Origin of the sequence: Actinoplanes sp. CA-030573 (assembly GCF_050951115.1) — a bacterium.
Lineage (GTDB): Bacteria > Actinomycetota > Actinomycetes > Mycobacteriales > Micromonosporaceae > Actinoplanes.
This window is the reverse complement of the sequence record NZ_CP192038.1, coordinates 6259896-6275863: the sequence shown is the minus strand read 5'-3', so window position 1 is coordinate 6275863 and position 15968 is coordinate 6259896. Positions and strand designations below refer to the sequence as shown.

The window sequence follows — 15968 nt, the reverse complement described above, 5'->3', positions numbered from 1 at the left end:
CACCCTAGTTCGTCCCGGCCGGAACGGCCTCGATCGAGGAGTGGTCAGCCGTCGAGGTCGACCACGATCGGCGCGTGGTCGGAGGGTCCCTTGCCCTTGCGCGCCTCCCGGTCGACCACCGCATCCGTCACCCGGGACGCGACGCCGGGGCTGGCCAGGACCAGGTCGATGCGCATGCCCTTGTTCATGTGGAACATCCCGGCCCGGTAATCCCAATAGGTGAACGGGCGGTCGCCCTTGAGCGGCCGGCCGACGACGTCCCGCAGCCCGAGGTCGCGGATCGCGGCCAGGGCCTCCCGCTCGGGCGGCGTCACATGGGTCGAGCCGACGAAGACGGCCGGATCCCACACGTCGTCGTCGGTCGGCGCGACGTTGAAGTCGCCGGCCACCACCATCGGCCCGCCGGCCAGGTCGCCGGCCAGGGCGGTGCGCAGCGCGGCGAGCCAGTTCAACTTGTACAGGAAGTGCGGATCGTCCGGAGTGCGGCCATTAGGGACATACACCGACATGAACCTGATGTCCCCGCAGAGCGCCGAGACCGCGCGGGCCTCGGGATCGGGGTAGCCCGGCTCGCCGGGGAAGCCGTTGCGCACCTCCGCGAGGCCGACGCGGGAGAGGATCGCGACGCCGTTCCACCGGCCCTGCCCGTACGCCGCGACGTCGTAGCCCTCGATCGGCGGGAACCCGTCGGCGGGCACCTTGGTCTCCTGCAGGCAGACCACGTCGGGCTTGGTGATGTCGAGCCACTCGAGCAGCCGCGGCAGCCGGGCCTTGACCGAGTTGACGTTCCAGGTGGCGAATCGCATGGGGCCAGCCTGCCCCATCACGCCGCGAAAATCAGGACCGCCGCACCGCCGTCATGAGCGCCGCGGCAAGACCCACGGTGAGCATGAGCAGAACGCTGACCAGCGCGGTCATGATCCTCCGATCCCAGTGTGACGGGGGTTACGTCTTGGCCACGAATGATGCCCGAGAAATCGCTTGACCGCCAGAGTCCGATTTTCAGTCGGTCTTGGCCAGCGTGGCCGCCGTGCCCGACGCGCGCCAGTGCGCGGCGAACTCGGCCGGCGGCACGGCCGGGCCCCACAGCCAGCCCTGGCCGGTGGTCACGCCGATCGCGGCCAGCGCGTCCCGCTGCACCCGGGTCTCCACCCCCTCGGCGATCACGCTGAGCCGCAGCGCCTGGCTCATCGCCACGATCGCCCGGACGATCTCGCCCGCCTCCTCGTCGTTGCCGAGGCCGACCACGAACGAGCGGTCGATCTTGACGCCGGTGACCGGGAACCGGCGCAGGTAGCCGAGCCCGGAGAAGCCGGTGCCGAAGTCGTCGATGAGCAGCTTCACGCCGAGCTCGCGCAGCTCGAAGACGACCCGGGAGGTGGCGCCGGAGCCGTCCACCATGACGGTCTCGGTCATCTCCAGCGCCACGCAGCGCGCCGGCACGCCGAGGCTGAGCAGCTCGGCCGAGACCACGAGCGGGAAGTCGGGGTCGGTCAGCTGCCGGGCCGAGACGTTGATCGAGAGGTAGAAGTCGTCGTCGACGGTCCCGTCCGCGCGCCACGCGGCCAGCTGCCGCAGGGCCTCCTGCCGGACGAAGTTGCCGATCGCGCCGATCAGGCCGGCGTCCTCGGCGAGCGGGATGAAGACGGCCGGCGAGATCGGGCCGCGCTCCGGGTGCACCCAGCGGACCAGCGCCTCGGCGCCGATCGGCAGGCCGGTCTCCATGCGTACGAGCGGCTGGTAGGCCACCCAGAGCTCGCCGTCGCCCAGCGCGCGCCGCAGCGCCACCTCGAGCTCGATCCGCTCCCGCACCCGGTCGTGCATCGACCGGTCGAAGACCGTCGCATGGCCCGGCCCCTCCGACTTGGCCTGGTACATGGCCGTGTCGGCGTCGCGCATCAGCTCCTCGGCGTCACCGTCGGCGCCGGCCGACGCGATGCCCATCGAGGCGCTGATCTTCAGCTCGACGTCGCGCACCACGAACGGCCGTTCGAAGCAGGCGTGCGCGGCGGCCAGCAGCTGGTCGGCGCAGGACTTGTCGCCGATGCAGGCGAGCAGGAACTCGTCGCCGCCCAGCGCCGCGACCGGCACGTCCGGGGACACCAGCTCGCGCAGCCGCTCGCCGACCTCGATGACCAGGCGGTCGCCGGTGTCGTGGCCCCACGAGTCGTTAACGTACTTGAAGCCGTCGAGGTCGAGCAGCACCACCCAGACCTGGTCGCCGCCGGGCCGGAGCAGCCCGAGCAGGCGGGCGACCTCGTCGGCGATCATCCGGCGGTTCGGCAGGCCGGTCAGCGAGTCGTGGGTGGCCTGGTGCTCGGCGAAGTGCTGGGCACTGGCCTGGGCCTTCACCGCGGCGATCGCGCGCAGCAGCAGCAACGAGACGATCACGGCGCCGGTCACCGCGATGATCCAGCGGTGGGACTCGGTGTCGCCGATGCTCACGACCAGCGCGAACGGGATGGCGAGGGCGGGGATCAGCAGCGCCATCCGCCGGCCCGACCAGGCCGGGACCGGCGGCCGGGACGGGCGACCGAGCATGACGGCGGACGGGTGCAGCGCGGTGACCCCGAGCAACGTGTACGCGAGCAGGAACGGCACGTCGAGCATGGGCGACGTGTAGAGGTGGCCGGAGGCGCCGATGATCGCGTACGCGAGGTCGCCGGTGAGCAGCATCGCCATCGTGCCCAGCATCGTGATGAGGCTGAATGGAAAGATCCGGGCCGTGAACGTCAGGGCCAGCACCAGCATCAGCACCACGACGTCGAACAGGGGGTACAGCCCGGCCAGCACCGACACCACGTCGGACCGGCCCGGCGTGTCCATGGCCGGCACGGCGAGCAGCAGCGTGCTGGCCAGGCCGCTGGAGAGGCAGACGATCAGGCCGTCGAGCACGGTGTGCCACTCGAGGCTCTGCCGGGCCCGCAGCAGCGAGTAGAAGAAGGCGCACAGCAGCACGTAGCCGGGCACGGTGAAGAGATCGGCGATCAGCGGCAGGCCGGCGTCGGTCACGATCGGCCGCAGCAGCACGCCGATCAGGAACACCAGCGAGGCCTCGCCGATCAGCCGCCAGGCACGCCGGGGCTCGGCGCCCAGTCGTCGCGGCCCGGCGAAGCAGGCCACGATCGTCCCGGCACCGAGAGCCAGCGCGCATGCGCTGTTCACCACGGGGGAGAGGTCGAGCACGTATACGGCCGTCGCCGTCACCCCGCCGAGTGCGAACAGCCGCCACAATCCGGTCATCAACGGTTCAGATCGGCGGAATCCGCCCCGTTATTAGCTCAACGGGCCAGCGCCTTGGTGGTGCCGGCCGGGGAGCGCGGGGCCGGCGCCGTCCGGCCGTGCACGAAGACGGCCGGGCAGGCTCCGCGGTGCAGCACCTCACGGGCCACCGAGCCGAGCGGGCCGGACTCGTGCTCGCCGCGGGCGCCGAGCACGATCACCCGCGCCCGTCGGGAGGCCTGCACCAAGGCCCGGCCCGGGCTGCCGGCCAGCAGGCGGACCCGGGCCTTGTTCAGCTCGGGGATCGTCTCGAGCGCCTCGTTCACCAGCCGGCGGCCCTGCTCCTCGTACCGGCCGCCGTACTCGGCCACCACGTGCGCGACCTCGACCGGGATCCGCCGGCGCCGCCCCTCGGCGGCCGCGTGCCGCAGGGCCAGCAGGCCGTACCGCGAGCCGTCCAGCGCGACCAGCACCGGGCCGCGCGGCGGGCGGGGACCCCGGGCCACCGCGACCGGGCACCACGAGCGGGCCACCGTCTGCACCAGCACCGAGGCCGGCGGGAGCCACGGGGTGGTGGCGAGGTCGTCGTCGCCCAGCACGAGCAGGGCGGCGCTGTGACTCAGCCGGAGCAGGACCCGATCGGCCGGCCCGTCCACCAGTTGGCCCACGGCCCGCACCCCCGGTGTGGAACGTTGGGCGGTGGCGACCGCCTCCTCGACCACCTGTGAGGCGGCCCGGCGAGCCTGGTCGTAGTCGAGGCCGGCGCCCGGCGGGCCCGGACTGGGCCAGGTGAACGCGTGAACCACTCGGAGTTGACCGCCTCGGGAGACCGCCTCCCGCGCCGCCAGCCGCACGGCGGACAGGCCGGCCGACGTGCCGGTCACGCCTACCACAACAGGGTTCCGCACGGGTCGCACCTCCGTACTGACACTGTGCACCATTATCTATGGAAGTGCGCCACTCTTCGTGATCAATCCCTCAGCGGGTGGCCACCTGATGACCCATTCAGGTTGAGGGTTTACGGTGAACGACAAATTCTTGTGGACATCTGCCGGTGAAGTGAGGGAAATACATGACGGATGTCAAGCTCGACCACCCGGGTGGCCAGCTGTCGATGCCGGTACGCGAGGCTGTCGAGGGTCCGGGCGGCATCGACGTCAGCGCCCTCCTCAAGGAGACCGGCTTCGTCACCCTCGACCAGGGCTTCGTGAACACGGCCTCGACCACCTCGGCCATCACCTACATCGACGGCGACGCGGGCATCCTGCGCTACCGCGGTTTTCCGATCGAGCAGCTCGCCGAGAAATCGACGTTCCTCGAGGTCTCCTACCTCTTGATGCACGACGCGCTGCCGACGCCGGAGCAGCTGAAGGACTTCGCCGACAAGATCCGGGTGCACACGCTTCTCCAGGAGGAGATGCGCTCGTTCTTCTCCGGTTTCCCGCGTGACGCGCATCCGATGGCCGTTCTTTCCTCGGCCGTGACCGCGCTGTCGACCTTCTACCAGGACACGCTCGATCCGCTGGACCCCGAGCAGGTCGAGATCTCCGGCATCCGTCTGATGGCGAAGCTTCCGACCATCGCGGCGTACGCGTACAAGAAGAGCATCGGCCACCCCCTGCCGTACCCCGACAACACGCTCGACTACGTCGAGAACTTCCTGCGCATGACCTTCGGCCTGCCCACCGTGCAGTACGACGTGGACCCGAAGATCGCCAAGATCCTCGACATGCTCTTCATCCTGCACGCCGACCACGAGCAGAACTGCTCGACGTCGACGGTCCGGCTGGTCGGCTCGGCCCAGGCCAACCTGTTCGCGTCGGTCTCGGCCGGCGTCAACGCCCTGTCCGGCCCACTGCACGGCGGCGCCAACGCGGCGGTTCTCGAGATGCTCGAGCAGATCCGCAAGGAGGGCGGCGACGTCAACTCGTTCGTCACCCGGGTGAAGAACAAGGAAAAGGGCGTCAAGCTCATGGGCTTCGGCCACCGGGTCTACAAGAACTACGACCCGCGGGCCGCGATCGTGAAGAAGGCCGCCCAGGACATGCTCAGCACCCTGGAGAAGCCGGACCCGCTGCTGGACCTCGCGTTCCAGCTCGAGGAGATCGCGCTCAACGACGACTATTTCGTCAGCCGCAAGCTCTACCCGAACGTCGACTTCTACACCGGCCTGATCTACAAGGCCATGGGTTTCCCGACCAAGATGTTCACCGTTCTCTTCGCGCTCGGCCGCCTTCCCGGCTGGATCGCCCAGTGGTCGGAGATGATGACCGACCCGGCCACGAAGATCGGCCGCCCGCGTCAGCTCTACACCGGTTCCCCGGAGCGCGAGTTCGTCGCGATCGACAAGCGATAGATCGCACGCCGAAACGCCTCGCCGCTCCCTCGCGGCGGGGCGTTTCGTCATTTCCCGATCGATCTACTCTTTGTTCATGGCTACGCCACTTCATCGATGGCGCGAGCCGGCGGCGCGCGCCATTTCCCGGATCATTCCCGGCGACGTCCTCTGGTACGAGGACACCGCCGAGCCGGTCTTCGCCCTGACCTTCGACGACGGGCCGGGTCCGCAGAGCACGCCCGGGCTGCTCGAGGTGCTCGCGCGGCACCGGGCCAAGGCGACGTTCTTCCTGGTCGGGGAGCGGGCCGAGCGGTACCCGGAGCTGGTCGCCGCGATCACCGCGGCCGGGCACGAGATCGCCAACCACCTGATGCGGGACGAGCGGTCGGCGCTGATCCCGGACGAGCAGTTCCGGCGGGACCTGGCGCGCACCACGGAGCTGCTGGCTCCGCACGGTCCGGTGCGCTGGTTCCGGCCGGGCTCGGGGGTGTTCACGCCGCGGATGCTGCGCTCGGCCTCCGAGCAAGGCCTGCGGGCCGTGCTGGGCACGCTGGTGGCCGGCAACCGGGGCGGGCCGGCCGACGAGCGGATCGCCCCGTCGCTGGCTTCGGGCGTCCGGCCGGGGTCGATCCTGGTGCTGCACGAGGGCACGCCCGAGCGGGCCGGCGTCGTGCGGACCACCGACGAGCTGCTCGGCGCCCTCGGCGGGCTGCGCGCGGTGACGGTCTCCGCGCTGGTCGATGAGTTCTCCGGCCGGCACCGGTCTGCATAGCCATGAGCGAACCGCGGAAGACCACGAACCTCGACATCTACGGCAACCCGCCGCTGGAGTGGAAGCGGGCGCACGCCATCCTGTCCACGCCGGCGTCGCCCGAGATCACCCAGTTCCTCGGCACCTGCCGGCCGGACGGCACCCCGCACGCGGCCGGCGTCGGCGCCCAGTGGGACGGCGGCTTCTACTACTTCACCAGTGGCCCGGCCGCCCGCAAGGCCCGCGACCTGGCCGCCAACCCGCGCTGCACGATCTCGGTGCGGCTGCCGGGCATGGATCTCGTGCTGACCGGGACGGCGGCCCGGGTCACCGACGCCGCGACGCTGGAACGGCTCGCCGCCGCCTACCGCGACGGCGGCTGGCCCTGCCGGGTCGAGGGGGACGCGCTCACGGCGCCGTTCAGCGCGCCCAGCGCCGGCCCGCCGCCGTGGCATCTCTACCGGCTCACGCACACCTCGATCGTCGGCGTGGCGACCGAGGAGCCGTACGGTGCCGCCCGGTGGGATTTCGAGCGCCCTTAGACTCGACGGCCGTGAGTGTCTCCCGTGAGATCGTGCTCGACGTGACCCTGCCCGCCGGCCTCGCCACCCGGCGGGTCGAGGTGCGCGAGATCCGGATGGACCCGGGGACGGTGGCCGGCCTGCACGTGCACAACGGGCCGGTCTTCGGCAGCGTGGTGGCAGGCTCGGTGGTCTACCAGATCGAGGGCGAGCCGGCCCGTACGCTGACCGCCGGCGAGGTGTTCCACGAGCCCGCGAACACGCGGATCGCCCGCTTCGACGCCACCGGCGAAGGCGTGACGTTCCTGGCGTACTACCTGCTGGCCGAGGGCGAGCAGGCCGAGATCGACTTCCCGGGGGAGTAGAGCACCGTGCACGAGTTCCGCGCCGCCGTCGAGAAGGGCGACATCGAGGCGGCCGTCGCGCTGTTGGCCGACGATGTCGTGTTCCACAGCCCGGTCGCGTACAAGCCCCATCGCGGCCGTCCCGCCGTCGAGACGATCCTGCGCGCGGTCTTCACGGTCTTCGAGGATCTGCGGTACGTGCGGGAGATCGCCGCCGGGGACGACGCGGCGCTGGTCTTCGAGGCCCGCATCGGCGAGCGGTCGCTGACCGGCTGCGACTTCCTGCACGTGAACGAGGCCGGCCGGATCGACGACTTCATGGTGATGGTCCGCCCGCTCAGCGGCGTCCAGGCCCTCGGCGAGGCGATGGCGGCCCGGCTCGGCGCCTGACCGGCCGCTCAGCGCCGGAACTGCCGCTCGTAGGACGCGCGCAGCTCCTCCCAGCCGTGGTTGAGCGCGTCCTTCCCGCGGATCACGCCGACCGGCTCGCCGTCGAGCAGGTGCTGCAGCACGTCCAGGCACAGGTGCCAGCCGGCCGCGACCATCGCACCGGTGTCCGGGTGCGACAGCGTGTGCCGCAGGGTCAGGCGGGTGCCGGTGCCGGCCGGTTCCAGCTCCCAGCGCAGGACGTCCTCGCCCCAGGTGTACTCCAGCAACGACGGCGCGGCGGCCGTGCGTACGGTCGCCGGAAGGTCCTGCCGTTCGTCGCCGTCGATCATGGTGAGCGTGGTGTCGCCGGTGACGGCCAGCGAGGACTTCGCGGCGAACGGCGCCCACTGATCCAGCTCGGCCGGGTCGGTCAGCGCCGCCCACACCTCGTGCGGCGGCTGGCGCAGCTCGCGGATGAAGATCAGGGTCCAGCTCGGGCCGGTGGGAATCATCTCGGCGTGCATGGCTCATCCCTTTCGGTTGAGGTGGTCCTCGAGGGCACTCAGATGCCTGGTCCAGAGGGCGCGGTAGGGCGCGAGCCAGGCGTCGAGCTCGCGGAACGCCTCCGGGTTCAGGCGGTAGATCCGTCTCTGGGCATCGGTGGCGGCGCGGACGACCCCGGCCTCCCGCAGGACGCGCAGGTGCTTCGAGACCGCGGGCTGGCTCATCTCCAGCAGCGCGACCAGGTCGGTGACGCTGCACTCGCGCGCCCGCAGCGCGTCGACGATGCGCCGGCGGGTCGGCTCGGCGATGGCGGTCAGCGCGTCCATGCTCTGCAGGTTATATAACTTCGCCGGCATGTGACAAGATGGGGAGCGTGCGGGTCTTGATCGCCACCTCGGGCTCGATGGGCGACGTGGCGCCCTACACCGGCCTCGGCACGCGGATCCGGGCCTCGGGTCACGAGGTCACGATCGCCACCCACGAGCCGTTCCGGTCGCTGGTCGAGGGCGCGCGGCTCGGCTTCCGGCCGCTGCCCGGCGATCTGCGGGCGACGCTGGCGCGCACCCCGGGCGGCCTGAACCCGGTCGCGCTCCTGCGGCAGGCGGCCCTGGCGCGGCCCCTGATCGCGTCGCTCGGCGCGGGCCTCGCGGCGGCCGCCGACTCCGTACGCCCGGAGGCCCTGCTGTTGTCGGCCATGGTGGCGCCGCTCGGTTATCAGGTGGCGGACGCGCTCGGGATCCGCCGCGCCGCCGCCTTCCTGCAGCCGATCCATCCCACCCGCGAGTTCGCGCCCGTGCTGACCGGGGGCCGCTCGTTCGGCGCGCCCGGCAACGTGCTCGCCGGCCGGCTGTCGGTGCGCGCGATCGAGCCGCTCTACGCCGCGCCGATCCGTGCGCTCCGGCGCGATCTCGGCCTTCCGCGGGTGGGCCTCGCGCGCCTCCGGGAGTCGCAGGAGTGGCGGGCGCCGACCTTCCACGGCTTCAGCCCGGTCGTCGTGCCGCGCCCGCGCGACTGGCCGTCCCCGCTCACGGTGACCGGTTACTGGTGGCCCGCGCCCACGGCATGGGAGCCGCCGGCCGCCTTGACCGCCTTTCTCGCGGCCGGCCCGGCGCCGGTTCTCGTCGGCTTCGGCAGCATGGTGCCGGGCCGGGGCGAGCAACTCGCGGCCGTCGTGGTCGAGGCGGCACGGCGGGCGGGCGTACGCGTGGTGCTGCAGGCCGGGTGGTCCGGGCTCGCCGCGATGGACCGCGACGACGTGCTGAGCATCGGCCCGGCCCCGCACGACCGGCTGTTCCCGCTGATGGCCGCCGTCGTCCACCACGCCGGCGCGGGCACCACCGCGGCCGGGCTGCGCGCCGGGAAGCCCGCGGTCGCCGTGCCGGTGCTGGCCGACCAGCCGTTCTGGGCCGGCCGGCTGCACGCGCTCGGCATCGCGCCGCCGCCGATCCCGATGTCGTCCCTCTCGGCCGACCGGCTCGCCCCGGCCTTCTCCGCCGTCACCGGCAATCCGCACCATGCGGCCCGGGCGCAGGCGCTGGCCGCCCGGATCGCCGCCGAGGACGGCACGAAGCCGGTGCTCGATTGGATCGAAACGGAGAAGTGACGCCCGCGAGCCGCCACTAGAGTGGTCGGACGCCATCGGCCGACCGGACTGGAGACATGATGACGCAGGCCGCCGACTCCCACGACCTGATCCGCGTGCACGGGGCGCGTGTGAACAATCTCAAGGACGTCAGCGTCGATATCCCGAAACGGCGTCTCACCGTGTTCACCGGCGTCTCCGGCTCGGGCAAGAGCTCGCTGGTCTTCGGCACCATCGCGGCCGAGTCGCAGCGGCTGATCAACGAGACGTACAGCGCGTTCGTGCAGGGCTTCATGCCGACCCTGGCCCGGCCCGACGTCGACGTGCTCGACGGGCTGACCACGGCCATCTCGGTCGACCAGGAGCGGATGGGCGGCGACGTGCGGTCCACCGTCGGCACCGCCACCGACGCCAACGCCATGCTGCGCATCCTCTTCAGCCGGATCGGGCAGCCGCACATCGGCTCGCCGCAGGCGTTCTCGTTCAACGTGCCCTCGGTCAGCGGCGCCGGCGCGGTCACCCTCAACAAGGGCGGCGGCCAGGTCAAGGAGCGGCGCAGCTTCAGCATCCTGGGCGGCATGTGCCCGCGCTGCGAGGGCCGGGGCTCGGTCAACGACATCAACCTGGCCGCGCTCTACGACGAGGACAAGTCGATCAACGAGGGCGCCATCAAGATCCCCGGGTACAGCATGGAGGGCTGGTTCGGCCGCATCTTCCGCGGCGTCGGCTACTTCGACCCGGACAAGCCGATCAAGGACTACACCGAGAAGGAGCTGGCCGACCTCCTCTACAAGGAGCCCACCAAGGTCAAGATCGAGGGCATCAACCTGACGTACGCCGGGCTGGTCCCGTCGATCCAGAAGTCCATGCTCTCCAAGGACATCGACGCCCTCCAGCCGCATCTGCGGGCCTTCGTGGAGCGGGTCGCCACGTTCACCAGCTGCCCGGAGTGCGGCGGCACCCGGCTGGCGGCCGAGGCCCGCTCCTCGAAGATCAACGGCGTCAACATCGCCGACTGCTGCGCCATGCAGATCAGCGACCTCGCGGCCTGGGTGCGGGGGCTCGACGAGCCGTCGGTCGCCCCGCTGCTGACCGCGCTGAGCGAGACGCTGGACTCGTTCGTCGAGATCGGCCTCGGCTACCTGTCGCTCGACCGGCCGTCGGGCACCCTCTCCGGCGGCGAGGCCCAGCGGACCAAGATGATCCGGCACCTCGGCTCGGCGCTCACCGACGTGACGTACGTCTTCGACGAGCCCACGATCGGCCTGCACCCGCACGACATCCAGCGCATGAACGATCTGCTCGTCCGGCTGCGCGACAAGGGCAACACGGTGCTGGTCGTCGAGCACAAGCCGGAAGCCATCGCGATCGCCGACCACGTGGTCGACCTCGGGCCCGGCGCCGGCAGCAAGGGCGGCGAGATCGTCTTCGAGGGCACCGTGGCGCAGCTGCGCGCGAGCGGGACGCTGACCGGGCGCCACCTCGACGACCGCGCCGCGCTGAAGCCCGATGTCCGCACGCCGTCGGGGTCGCTGGAGATCCGTGGGGCGTCCACGCACAACCTGCGGGACGTCGACGTCGACATTCCGCTCGGCGTGCTGGTCGTGGTCACCGGCGTGGCCGGGTCGGGCAAGAGCTCCCTGATCCACGGCTCGGTGTCGGGGCGCGAGGGGGTGGTGACGGTCGACCAGGGCGCCATCCGGGGATCGCGGCGGAGCAGCCCGGCGACGTACACCGGCCTGCTCGATCCCATCCGCAAAGCGTTCGCGAAGGTCAATGGGGTGAAACCGGCGCTGTTCAGCGCCAACTCCGAGGGCGCCTGCCCGAACTGCAACGGCGCCGGCGTCATCTACACCGATCTCGGGATCATGGCGAGCATGGCGACGACCTGCGAGGTCTGCGAGGGCAAGCGGTTCGACGCGTCGGTGCTCGAGTACCACCTGGGCGGCAAGGACATCAGCGAGGTGCTGGCCATGCCGGTCGGCGAGGCGGTCACGTTCTTCGCCGACGGCGAGGCCAAGACGCCGGCCGCGCACAAGATCCTGTCCCACCTGGCCGACGTCGGGCTCGGCTACCTGACCATCGGGCAGCCGCTGACCACCCTCTCCGGCGGCGAGCGTCAGCGCCTGAAGCTCGCCACCCACATGGGCGAGAAGGGCGGCGTCTACATCCTCGACGAGCCCACCACCGGCCTGCACCTGGCCGACGTGGAAAACCTGCTCGGCCTGCTCGACCGTCTTGTCGACGCGGGCAAGTCGGTGATCGTGATCGAGCACCACCAGGCCGTGATGGCGCACGCCGACTGGATCATCGACCTCGGCCCGGGCGCCGGCCACGACGGCGGTCGCGTGGTTTTCGAGGGCACGCCGGCCGACTTGGTCGCCGCTCGCTCGACGCTGACCGGCGAGCATCTGGCTTCGTATATCGGTGCCTGATCCGATGCAACCCTTCCCCGCCCGCCGGTGTCTTTGGAGGGTGTGAGAGCGGGGAAGGGACACGCGATGGACGACTTCGACGAGTTCGTGCGCACGAGGTCGACCGGGCTGCTGCGCGTGGCGTACCTGCTCACCGGCGATCGCGGCGCCGCCGAGGATCTGCTGCAGGACGTGCTGGAGCAGATGTGCGCCCGCTGGCGGCGCCTGCGCGGCGGCGCGCCCGACGCCTACGCGCGCCAGGCGATCGTCAACCGGGCCACCAACCGGTGGCGGAAACGGAAACGGAGACCCGAGACCGGGCTCGGGGATCACGACGTACGCGCGCCCGACCACAGCGACGACGTCACCCTGCGCGAGTCGGTGGTGGCCGCGCTGCGCCAGCTGCCGCCCAGGCAGCGCGCCGCCGTCGTCCTGCGCTACCTCGACGACCTGCCGGTGGGCGAGGTCGCGGCCGCGCTCGACTGCAGCGCCGGAACGGTGAAGAGCAACACGGCGCGGGGTCTGGAGAAGCTGCGTGCGGTTCTCGGGCCGGAGCTCGTGCGAGAGGGGGAGCGGCAGTGACCGACACCGATATCCATGTCGCGCTGGAGCGGGCCACCGAGCATCTGAGCCCGCCGCCCGACCTGCTCGAGCGGGTGCGCGCGGGCGGCCGGCGCCGGGTCGTGCGCCGCCGGGCCGTGCTGTTCGGCGGCCTCGGTGCGGCGGTGGCGGCGGCCGGGTCGCCGCTGGCGCTCGGGCGTGGCCGCGGCGGCGAGGTCGCCGACCCGGTGACCCGCGGCGACCTGGCCGGCGACCGGCAGTTCCTGCAGGAGGCCCGGGCCGCCTGGAGCCGTGGCGCCGACGCGTTCGAGACCCGGTCGCGGCCGCACGTGCTGTGGGCGGGCACCACCCCGGCCGGGCCGGCCGCGCTGATCAGCCAGCGCGCGACCGTCGAGACCGCCCCGCAGGACCTGCTGGGCTGGGTCGAGCCGGTCGCCGGCGGCGGCCTGCGCGGCACCGGCTCGGTGCGGCTGATGCCGCCGGGCAAGGTCGAGCCAGGGGCGATCCTGATCGGCGAGCGGCGCGACGTGCTGGTGGTCGCCGATCTCGGGCAGCCGGTCGACCTGTCGGCCGACTACTCGTTCGACGAGGACGGGAAGGTGCGGCGGACGTACAGCCGGGTCTCGTCGGGGGCCGACTGGGTGTTCGTGCGCCGGGTGGCGCCGCAGGCGGAGAACGTGCGGATCGCCATGATCCGGGCCGGCCTGGGCGAGGGCATCCCGCTCGACAACTTCGGGGACGTGGTGCACGAGAAGACCAACCAGGTGCCCGAGCTGCTCGACCGGCGGCTGCCCGGCGCCACCGGGCCGTGGGAGATGCCGGGCGGCTACGACGACCTGTTCGGCTACCACGCGCAGACCGGGCTGGGCGCCTGGCAGATCAGCGGCGCCACGCCGGACGGCCGGCAGTTCACGGTGCGGACGCTGCCGCTGGAGGACACGGTCCGGGCGTTCTGGTTCCTCGGCGGGCCCGAGCCGCATTACGCGGGCCTGATGCGCGACGGCGTGGTGCGGGTGCGGCTGCCCGGCCAGCAGGGCGTGGTGGTGGCCGTGCTCAACGCGACGCTGCGCTACCGCACCCGCGGGGCCTGGATCCCGGTGAGCGACGTGGCGCTGCTGCCCGACGCCGCGACCGAGCTCGAGGTGCGGCCGCGGGGCGGCGGTGATCCGAGGACCGTGCCGTTGCCGTGACGGATAGGTTGGGGTCGTGACGATTCAGGGCCTGCGCCGGATCATCGTGTCGGTGGCGGATCTCGACCGGGCGCTCGCGCTGTATCGCGACGCGCTCGGCCTGGCCGAGAAATACCGGACGGAAGAGATCGCCATGCTCGGCGACCCGGAGGTGCTGCTGCACCGGCGGCCGCCCACCCCGGGCCGGGCCGGGGTCGCGGCGAGCTATCTGGTCGACGACGTCGACGCCGTCACCGCCGCCGCCGAGAAGGCCGGCGCCGCGGTGATCGACCCGCCGGCCGTGCAGCCGTGGGGCGAGCGGCAGGCGGTGCTCACCGATCCGGACGGGCACGTCTTCTGTCTGGTGAGCCCGGGTAACGGGTAAGAGCGTCGCCATGGACGTCGTGATCGGCATCGACACCGGTACCACCGCCACCAAGGGCATCGCGGCCACCGCCGACGGCCGGCTGCGGGCGCACACCAGCGTCCACTATCCACTCGCCGTGCCCGGCCCGGGCCGCGCCGAGCTCGACCCCCAGCACCTGATCGACGCGGCGGTCAAGGCGCTCACCGACGTGGCCGCCGCCTGCCGCGAGCAGGGTGACGCGGTGCGGGCCGTCAGCCTGAGCGCGTTCCTGCACGCCCTGGCCCCGATGGACGCCGCCGGCCGCCCGCTCGGCCCGTTGGTCACCTGGGCCGACAACCGGGCCGGCGCCCAGTGCGACGAGATCATCGCGGCCGGCCGCGACAAGGCGCTGCAGGCCCGCACCGGCACGCCCGTGCATCCGATGTCGCCGCTCACCAAGCTCGCCTGGTGGCGGGCCACCGACCCCGAGCGGCTGCGGTCGACGCCGCGGTGGGGCGGGGTCAAGGAGCTGGTGCTGACCGCCCTCGCCGACGCGCCGTTCCTGCTCGACCTGTCGGTGGCCTCGGGCACCGGCCTTTACGACATCCACTCCCGCACGTGGGATCCCGAGGCGCTCGACATCGCGGGCGCCCGGCCCGGCCAGCTGGCCGAGGTCGTGCCGACCACCACCGTCCTGAAGCTGCGCCCCTCGATCGCGTCGGCGGCCGGGCTGCCGGCCGGCACCCCACTGGTGATCGGCGCGGCCGACGGGCCGCTGGCCAACCTCGGCCTCGGCGCCACGCCGGCCGGCGTCGCGGCCGTCTCGCTCGGCACCAGCGGCGCCCTGCGCACGGTCGTCGACCGGCCCACCGCCGACGCCGCCGGGCGGCTGTTCTGCTACGCGCTGACCGAGGACCGCTGGGTCATCGGCGGTGCGGTCAACAACGCCGGCTCGGTGGTGCGCTGGGCCGGGCAGAGCTTCGCGTCCGGCTTCGAGCGCCCCGGCGCCGAGGGCGAGGACGAGGACGAGCGCGACGCCGCCCTGCTCATGGAGGCGCAGAGCGTGGCGCCGGGCAGCGACGGGCTGCTCTGCCTGCCCTACCTGCTGGGCGAGCGCGCGCCGTGGTGGCGGGCCGGCATGCGCGGCGCCTACCTCGGGCTGCGCCGCGAGCACGGCCGCGCCCACCTGGTGCGCTCGGCGGTCGAGGGCGTGTGCCAGCAGCTGGCGCTGGTCCGCGACTCGTTCGCGGCCGAGGGCTTCCCGGTCACCGAGGTGCGGGCGACCGGGGGAGCGGTCGCGTCCGAGCTGTGGGTGGGCGTGCTGGCGGCCGCCCTCGACCTGCCGGTGGCGATCGCCGGCACCCCCGAGGGCACCGCGCTCGGCGCCTGCCTGCTCGGCCTGCACGCGCTGGGCGACCTGCCCGACCTCGACCGCGCCGCCGCGCTGATCGCGATCGGCACGCCGACCCGGCCCGACCCCGAGAACGCCGCCCTCTACGCCCGCCTGCGCCCGCTGATCGAGAAGTCGGCCCTGGCCACCATGGATATCGTGCGCGAGCTCGACCGCCTGGCCCCGCCGCTGGAGACGGCCGCCCACCCGTCTTAGAGATGGTGGTCACCGCTGGTCACGTTGACGGTCCGCCCGGCGGTGCGAAAGCATGGCGGGCGAGCGGTAGCGGAGGAACCCGGTGCGATTCCGGGACGGTCCCGCCACTGTGACCGGGTAGTGACCCGTCCCGTCGTCGTGGCCCATCGCCACGGCGTTTTGTCGTCGCGGCGTTCAGCGGTGTCGGGGAGCGTCGATCCGGGAGCCAGGAACTCCGGCCGCTCGTGACGCTCATCGTCCG

The 15968-nt window shown here is 72.3% G+C and carries 16 protein-coding genes and 1 riboswitch; of the genes, 11 read left to right on the top strand and 5 right to left on the bottom strand.

Going from position 1 to position 15968, the window contains the following annotated elements:
• Window positions 1-44 precede the first annotated feature (44 nt).
• From ACQP2F_RS29050 to ACQP2F_RS29040, 3 genes are all read right to left on the bottom strand, one after another.
• Window positions 45-806 carry an exodeoxyribonuclease III gene (locus ACQP2F_RS29050; RefSeq protein WP_433292835.1) on the bottom strand — a complete coding sequence of 254 codons (762 nt, stop codon included), beginning with the start codon at window positions 804-806 and terminating at the stop codon, window positions 45-47.
• 196 nt (window positions 807-1002) lie between these two features.
• Window positions 1003-3243, bottom strand: a complete 2241-nt coding sequence (locus tag ACQP2F_RS29045) for a putative bifunctional diguanylate cyclase/phosphodiesterase (protein ID WP_433292833.1) — start codon at window positions 3241-3243, stop codon at window positions 1003-1005.
• A 38-nt stretch (window positions 3244-3281) separates the two neighbouring features.
• The gene (locus tag ACQP2F_RS29040; RefSeq protein WP_433292831.1) at window positions 3282-4130 is read right to left on the bottom strand and encodes a universal stress protein; all 849 of its coding nucleotides are present in this window, start codon (window positions 4128-4130) and stop codon (window positions 3282-3284) included.
• Between the two features lie 164 nt (window positions 4131-4294).
• On the opposite strand from ACQP2F_RS29040, the gene ACQP2F_RS29035 reads away from it, so the two are divergent.
• From ACQP2F_RS29035 to ACQP2F_RS29015, 5 genes are all read left to right on the top strand, one after another.
• Window positions 4295-5578 (top strand): citrate synthase, encoded by a 1284-nt coding sequence (locus ACQP2F_RS29035; protein ID WP_433292829.1) that lies wholly within the window; start codon window positions 4295-4297, stop codon window positions 5576-5578.
• A 76-nt stretch (window positions 5579-5654) separates the two neighbouring features.
• Complete coding sequence (locus ACQP2F_RS29030; RefSeq protein ID WP_433292827.1) at window positions 5655-6332, top strand: polysaccharide deacetylase family protein; 678 nt, start codon at window positions 5655-5657, stop codon at window positions 6330-6332.
• Window positions 6333-6334: 2 nt separating this feature from the next.
• Entirely contained in the window at window positions 6335-6853 is a 519-nt protein-coding gene (locus ACQP2F_RS29025; protein ID WP_433292825.1) for a pyridoxamine 5'-phosphate oxidase family protein, read from the top strand.
• 11 nt (window positions 6854-6864) lie between these two features.
• Window positions 6865-7197, top strand: coding sequence for a cupin domain-containing protein (locus tag ACQP2F_RS29020; protein ID WP_433292823.1), 333 nt, complete (start codon window positions 6865-6867; stop codon window positions 7195-7197).
• 6 nt (window positions 7198-7203) lie between these two features.
• Window positions 7204-7566 carry a nuclear transport factor 2 family protein gene (locus tag ACQP2F_RS29015; RefSeq protein ID WP_433292821.1) on the top strand — a complete coding sequence of 121 codons (363 nt, stop codon included), beginning with the start codon at window positions 7204-7206 and terminating at the stop codon, window positions 7564-7566.
• A gap of 8 nt (window positions 7567-7574) precedes the next feature.
• Here the strand turns inward: ACQP2F_RS29015 and ACQP2F_RS29010 are convergent, their stop codons facing one another.
• Together ACQP2F_RS29010 and ACQP2F_RS29005 are read right to left on the bottom strand one after the other, a co-directional pair.
• Window positions 7575-8069 (bottom strand): SRPBCC family protein, encoded by a 495-nt coding sequence (locus tag ACQP2F_RS29010; protein WP_433292819.1) that lies wholly within the window; start codon window positions 8067-8069, stop codon window positions 7575-7577.
• 3 nt (window positions 8070-8072) lie between these two features.
• Window positions 8073-8375, bottom strand: a complete 303-nt coding sequence (locus ACQP2F_RS29005; RefSeq protein WP_433292817.1) for an ArsR/SmtB family transcription factor — start codon at window positions 8373-8375, stop codon at window positions 8073-8075.
• A gap of 47 nt (window positions 8376-8422) precedes the next feature.
• Between ACQP2F_RS29005 and ACQP2F_RS29000 the strand changes: the two genes are divergently transcribed.
• The 6 genes from ACQP2F_RS29000 (at window position 8423) to ACQP2F_RS28975 (ending at window position 15727) form a co-directional block, all read left to right on the top strand.
• Window positions 8423-9652, top strand: coding sequence for a glycosyltransferase (locus ACQP2F_RS29000; protein ID WP_433292815.1), 1230 nt, complete (start codon window positions 8423-8425; stop codon window positions 9650-9652).
• A gap of 59 nt (window positions 9653-9711) precedes the next feature.
• Entirely contained in the window at window positions 9712-12066 is a 2355-nt protein-coding gene (locus tag ACQP2F_RS28995; RefSeq protein WP_433292813.1) for an ATP-binding cassette domain-containing protein, read from the top strand.
• A 66-nt stretch (window positions 12067-12132) separates the two neighbouring features.
• A complete protein-coding gene (locus tag ACQP2F_RS28990) occupies window positions 12133-12627 on the top strand; it encodes a SigE family RNA polymerase sigma factor (protein WP_433292811.1) in 495 nt (164 codons plus the stop codon).
• A complete protein-coding gene (locus tag ACQP2F_RS28985; protein WP_433292809.1) occupies window positions 12624-13796 on the top strand; it encodes a hypothetical protein in 1173 nt (390 codons plus the stop codon). Before ACQP2F_RS28990 ends, ACQP2F_RS28985 begins: the two co-directional genes overlap by 4 nt.
• A 16-nt stretch (window positions 13797-13812) precedes the next feature.
• Window positions 13813-14160, top strand: a complete 348-nt coding sequence (locus ACQP2F_RS28980) for a VOC family protein (protein WP_433292807.1) — start codon at window positions 13813-13815, stop codon at window positions 14158-14160.
• 10 nt (window positions 14161-14170) lie between these two features.
• The gene (locus ACQP2F_RS28975) at window positions 14171-15727 is read left to right on the top strand and encodes a gluconokinase (RefSeq protein ID WP_433292805.1); all 1557 of its coding nucleotides are present in this window, start codon (window positions 14171-14173) and stop codon (window positions 15725-15727) included.
• Window positions 15728-15774: 47 nt separating this feature from the next.
• Window positions 15775-15965, top strand: a riboswitch (cobalamin riboswitch).
• The last annotated feature ends 3 nt before the right edge of the window (window positions 15966-15968 follow it).

What these genes read in the sequence shown, in the direction of transcription:
- ACQP2F_RS29050 (WP_433292835.1), bottom strand. Translation starts at nt 806, where the DNA reads ATGCGATTCGCCACCTGGAACGTCAACTCGGTCAAGGCCCGGCTGCCG.
- ACQP2F_RS29045 (WP_433292833.1), bottom strand. Translation starts at nt 3,243, where the DNA reads ATGACCGGATTGTGGCGGCTGTTCGCACTCGGCGGGGTGACGGCGACG.
- ACQP2F_RS29035 (WP_433292829.1), top strand. Translation starts at nt 4,295, where the DNA reads ATGACGGATGTCAAGCTCGACCACCCGGGTGGCCAGCTGTCGATGCCG.
- ACQP2F_RS29030 (WP_433292827.1), top strand. Translation starts at nt 5,655, where the DNA reads ATGGCTACGCCACTTCATCGATGGCGCGAGCCGGCGGCGCGCGCCATT.
- ACQP2F_RS29025 (WP_433292825.1), top strand. Translation starts at nt 6,335, where the DNA reads ATGAGCGAACCGCGGAAGACCACGAACCTCGACATCTACGGCAACCCG.
- ACQP2F_RS29010 (WP_433292819.1), bottom strand. Translation starts at nt 8,069, where the DNA reads ATGCACGCCGAGATGATTCCCACCGGCCCGAGCTGGACCCTGATCTTC.
- ACQP2F_RS29005 (WP_433292817.1), bottom strand. Translation starts at nt 8,375, where the DNA reads ATGGACGCGCTGACCGCCATCGCCGAGCCGACCCGCCGGCGCATCGTC.
- ACQP2F_RS28995 (WP_433292813.1), top strand. Translation starts at nt 9,712, where the DNA reads ATGACGCAGGCCGCCGACTCCCACGACCTGATCCGCGTGCACGGGGCG.
- ACQP2F_RS28990 (WP_433292811.1), top strand. Translation starts at nt 12,133, where the DNA reads ATGGACGACTTCGACGAGTTCGTGCGCACGAGGTCGACCGGGCTGCTG.
- ACQP2F_RS28975 (WP_433292805.1), top strand. Translation starts at nt 14,171, where the DNA reads ATGGACGTCGTGATCGGCATCGACACCGGTACCACCGCCACCAAGGGC.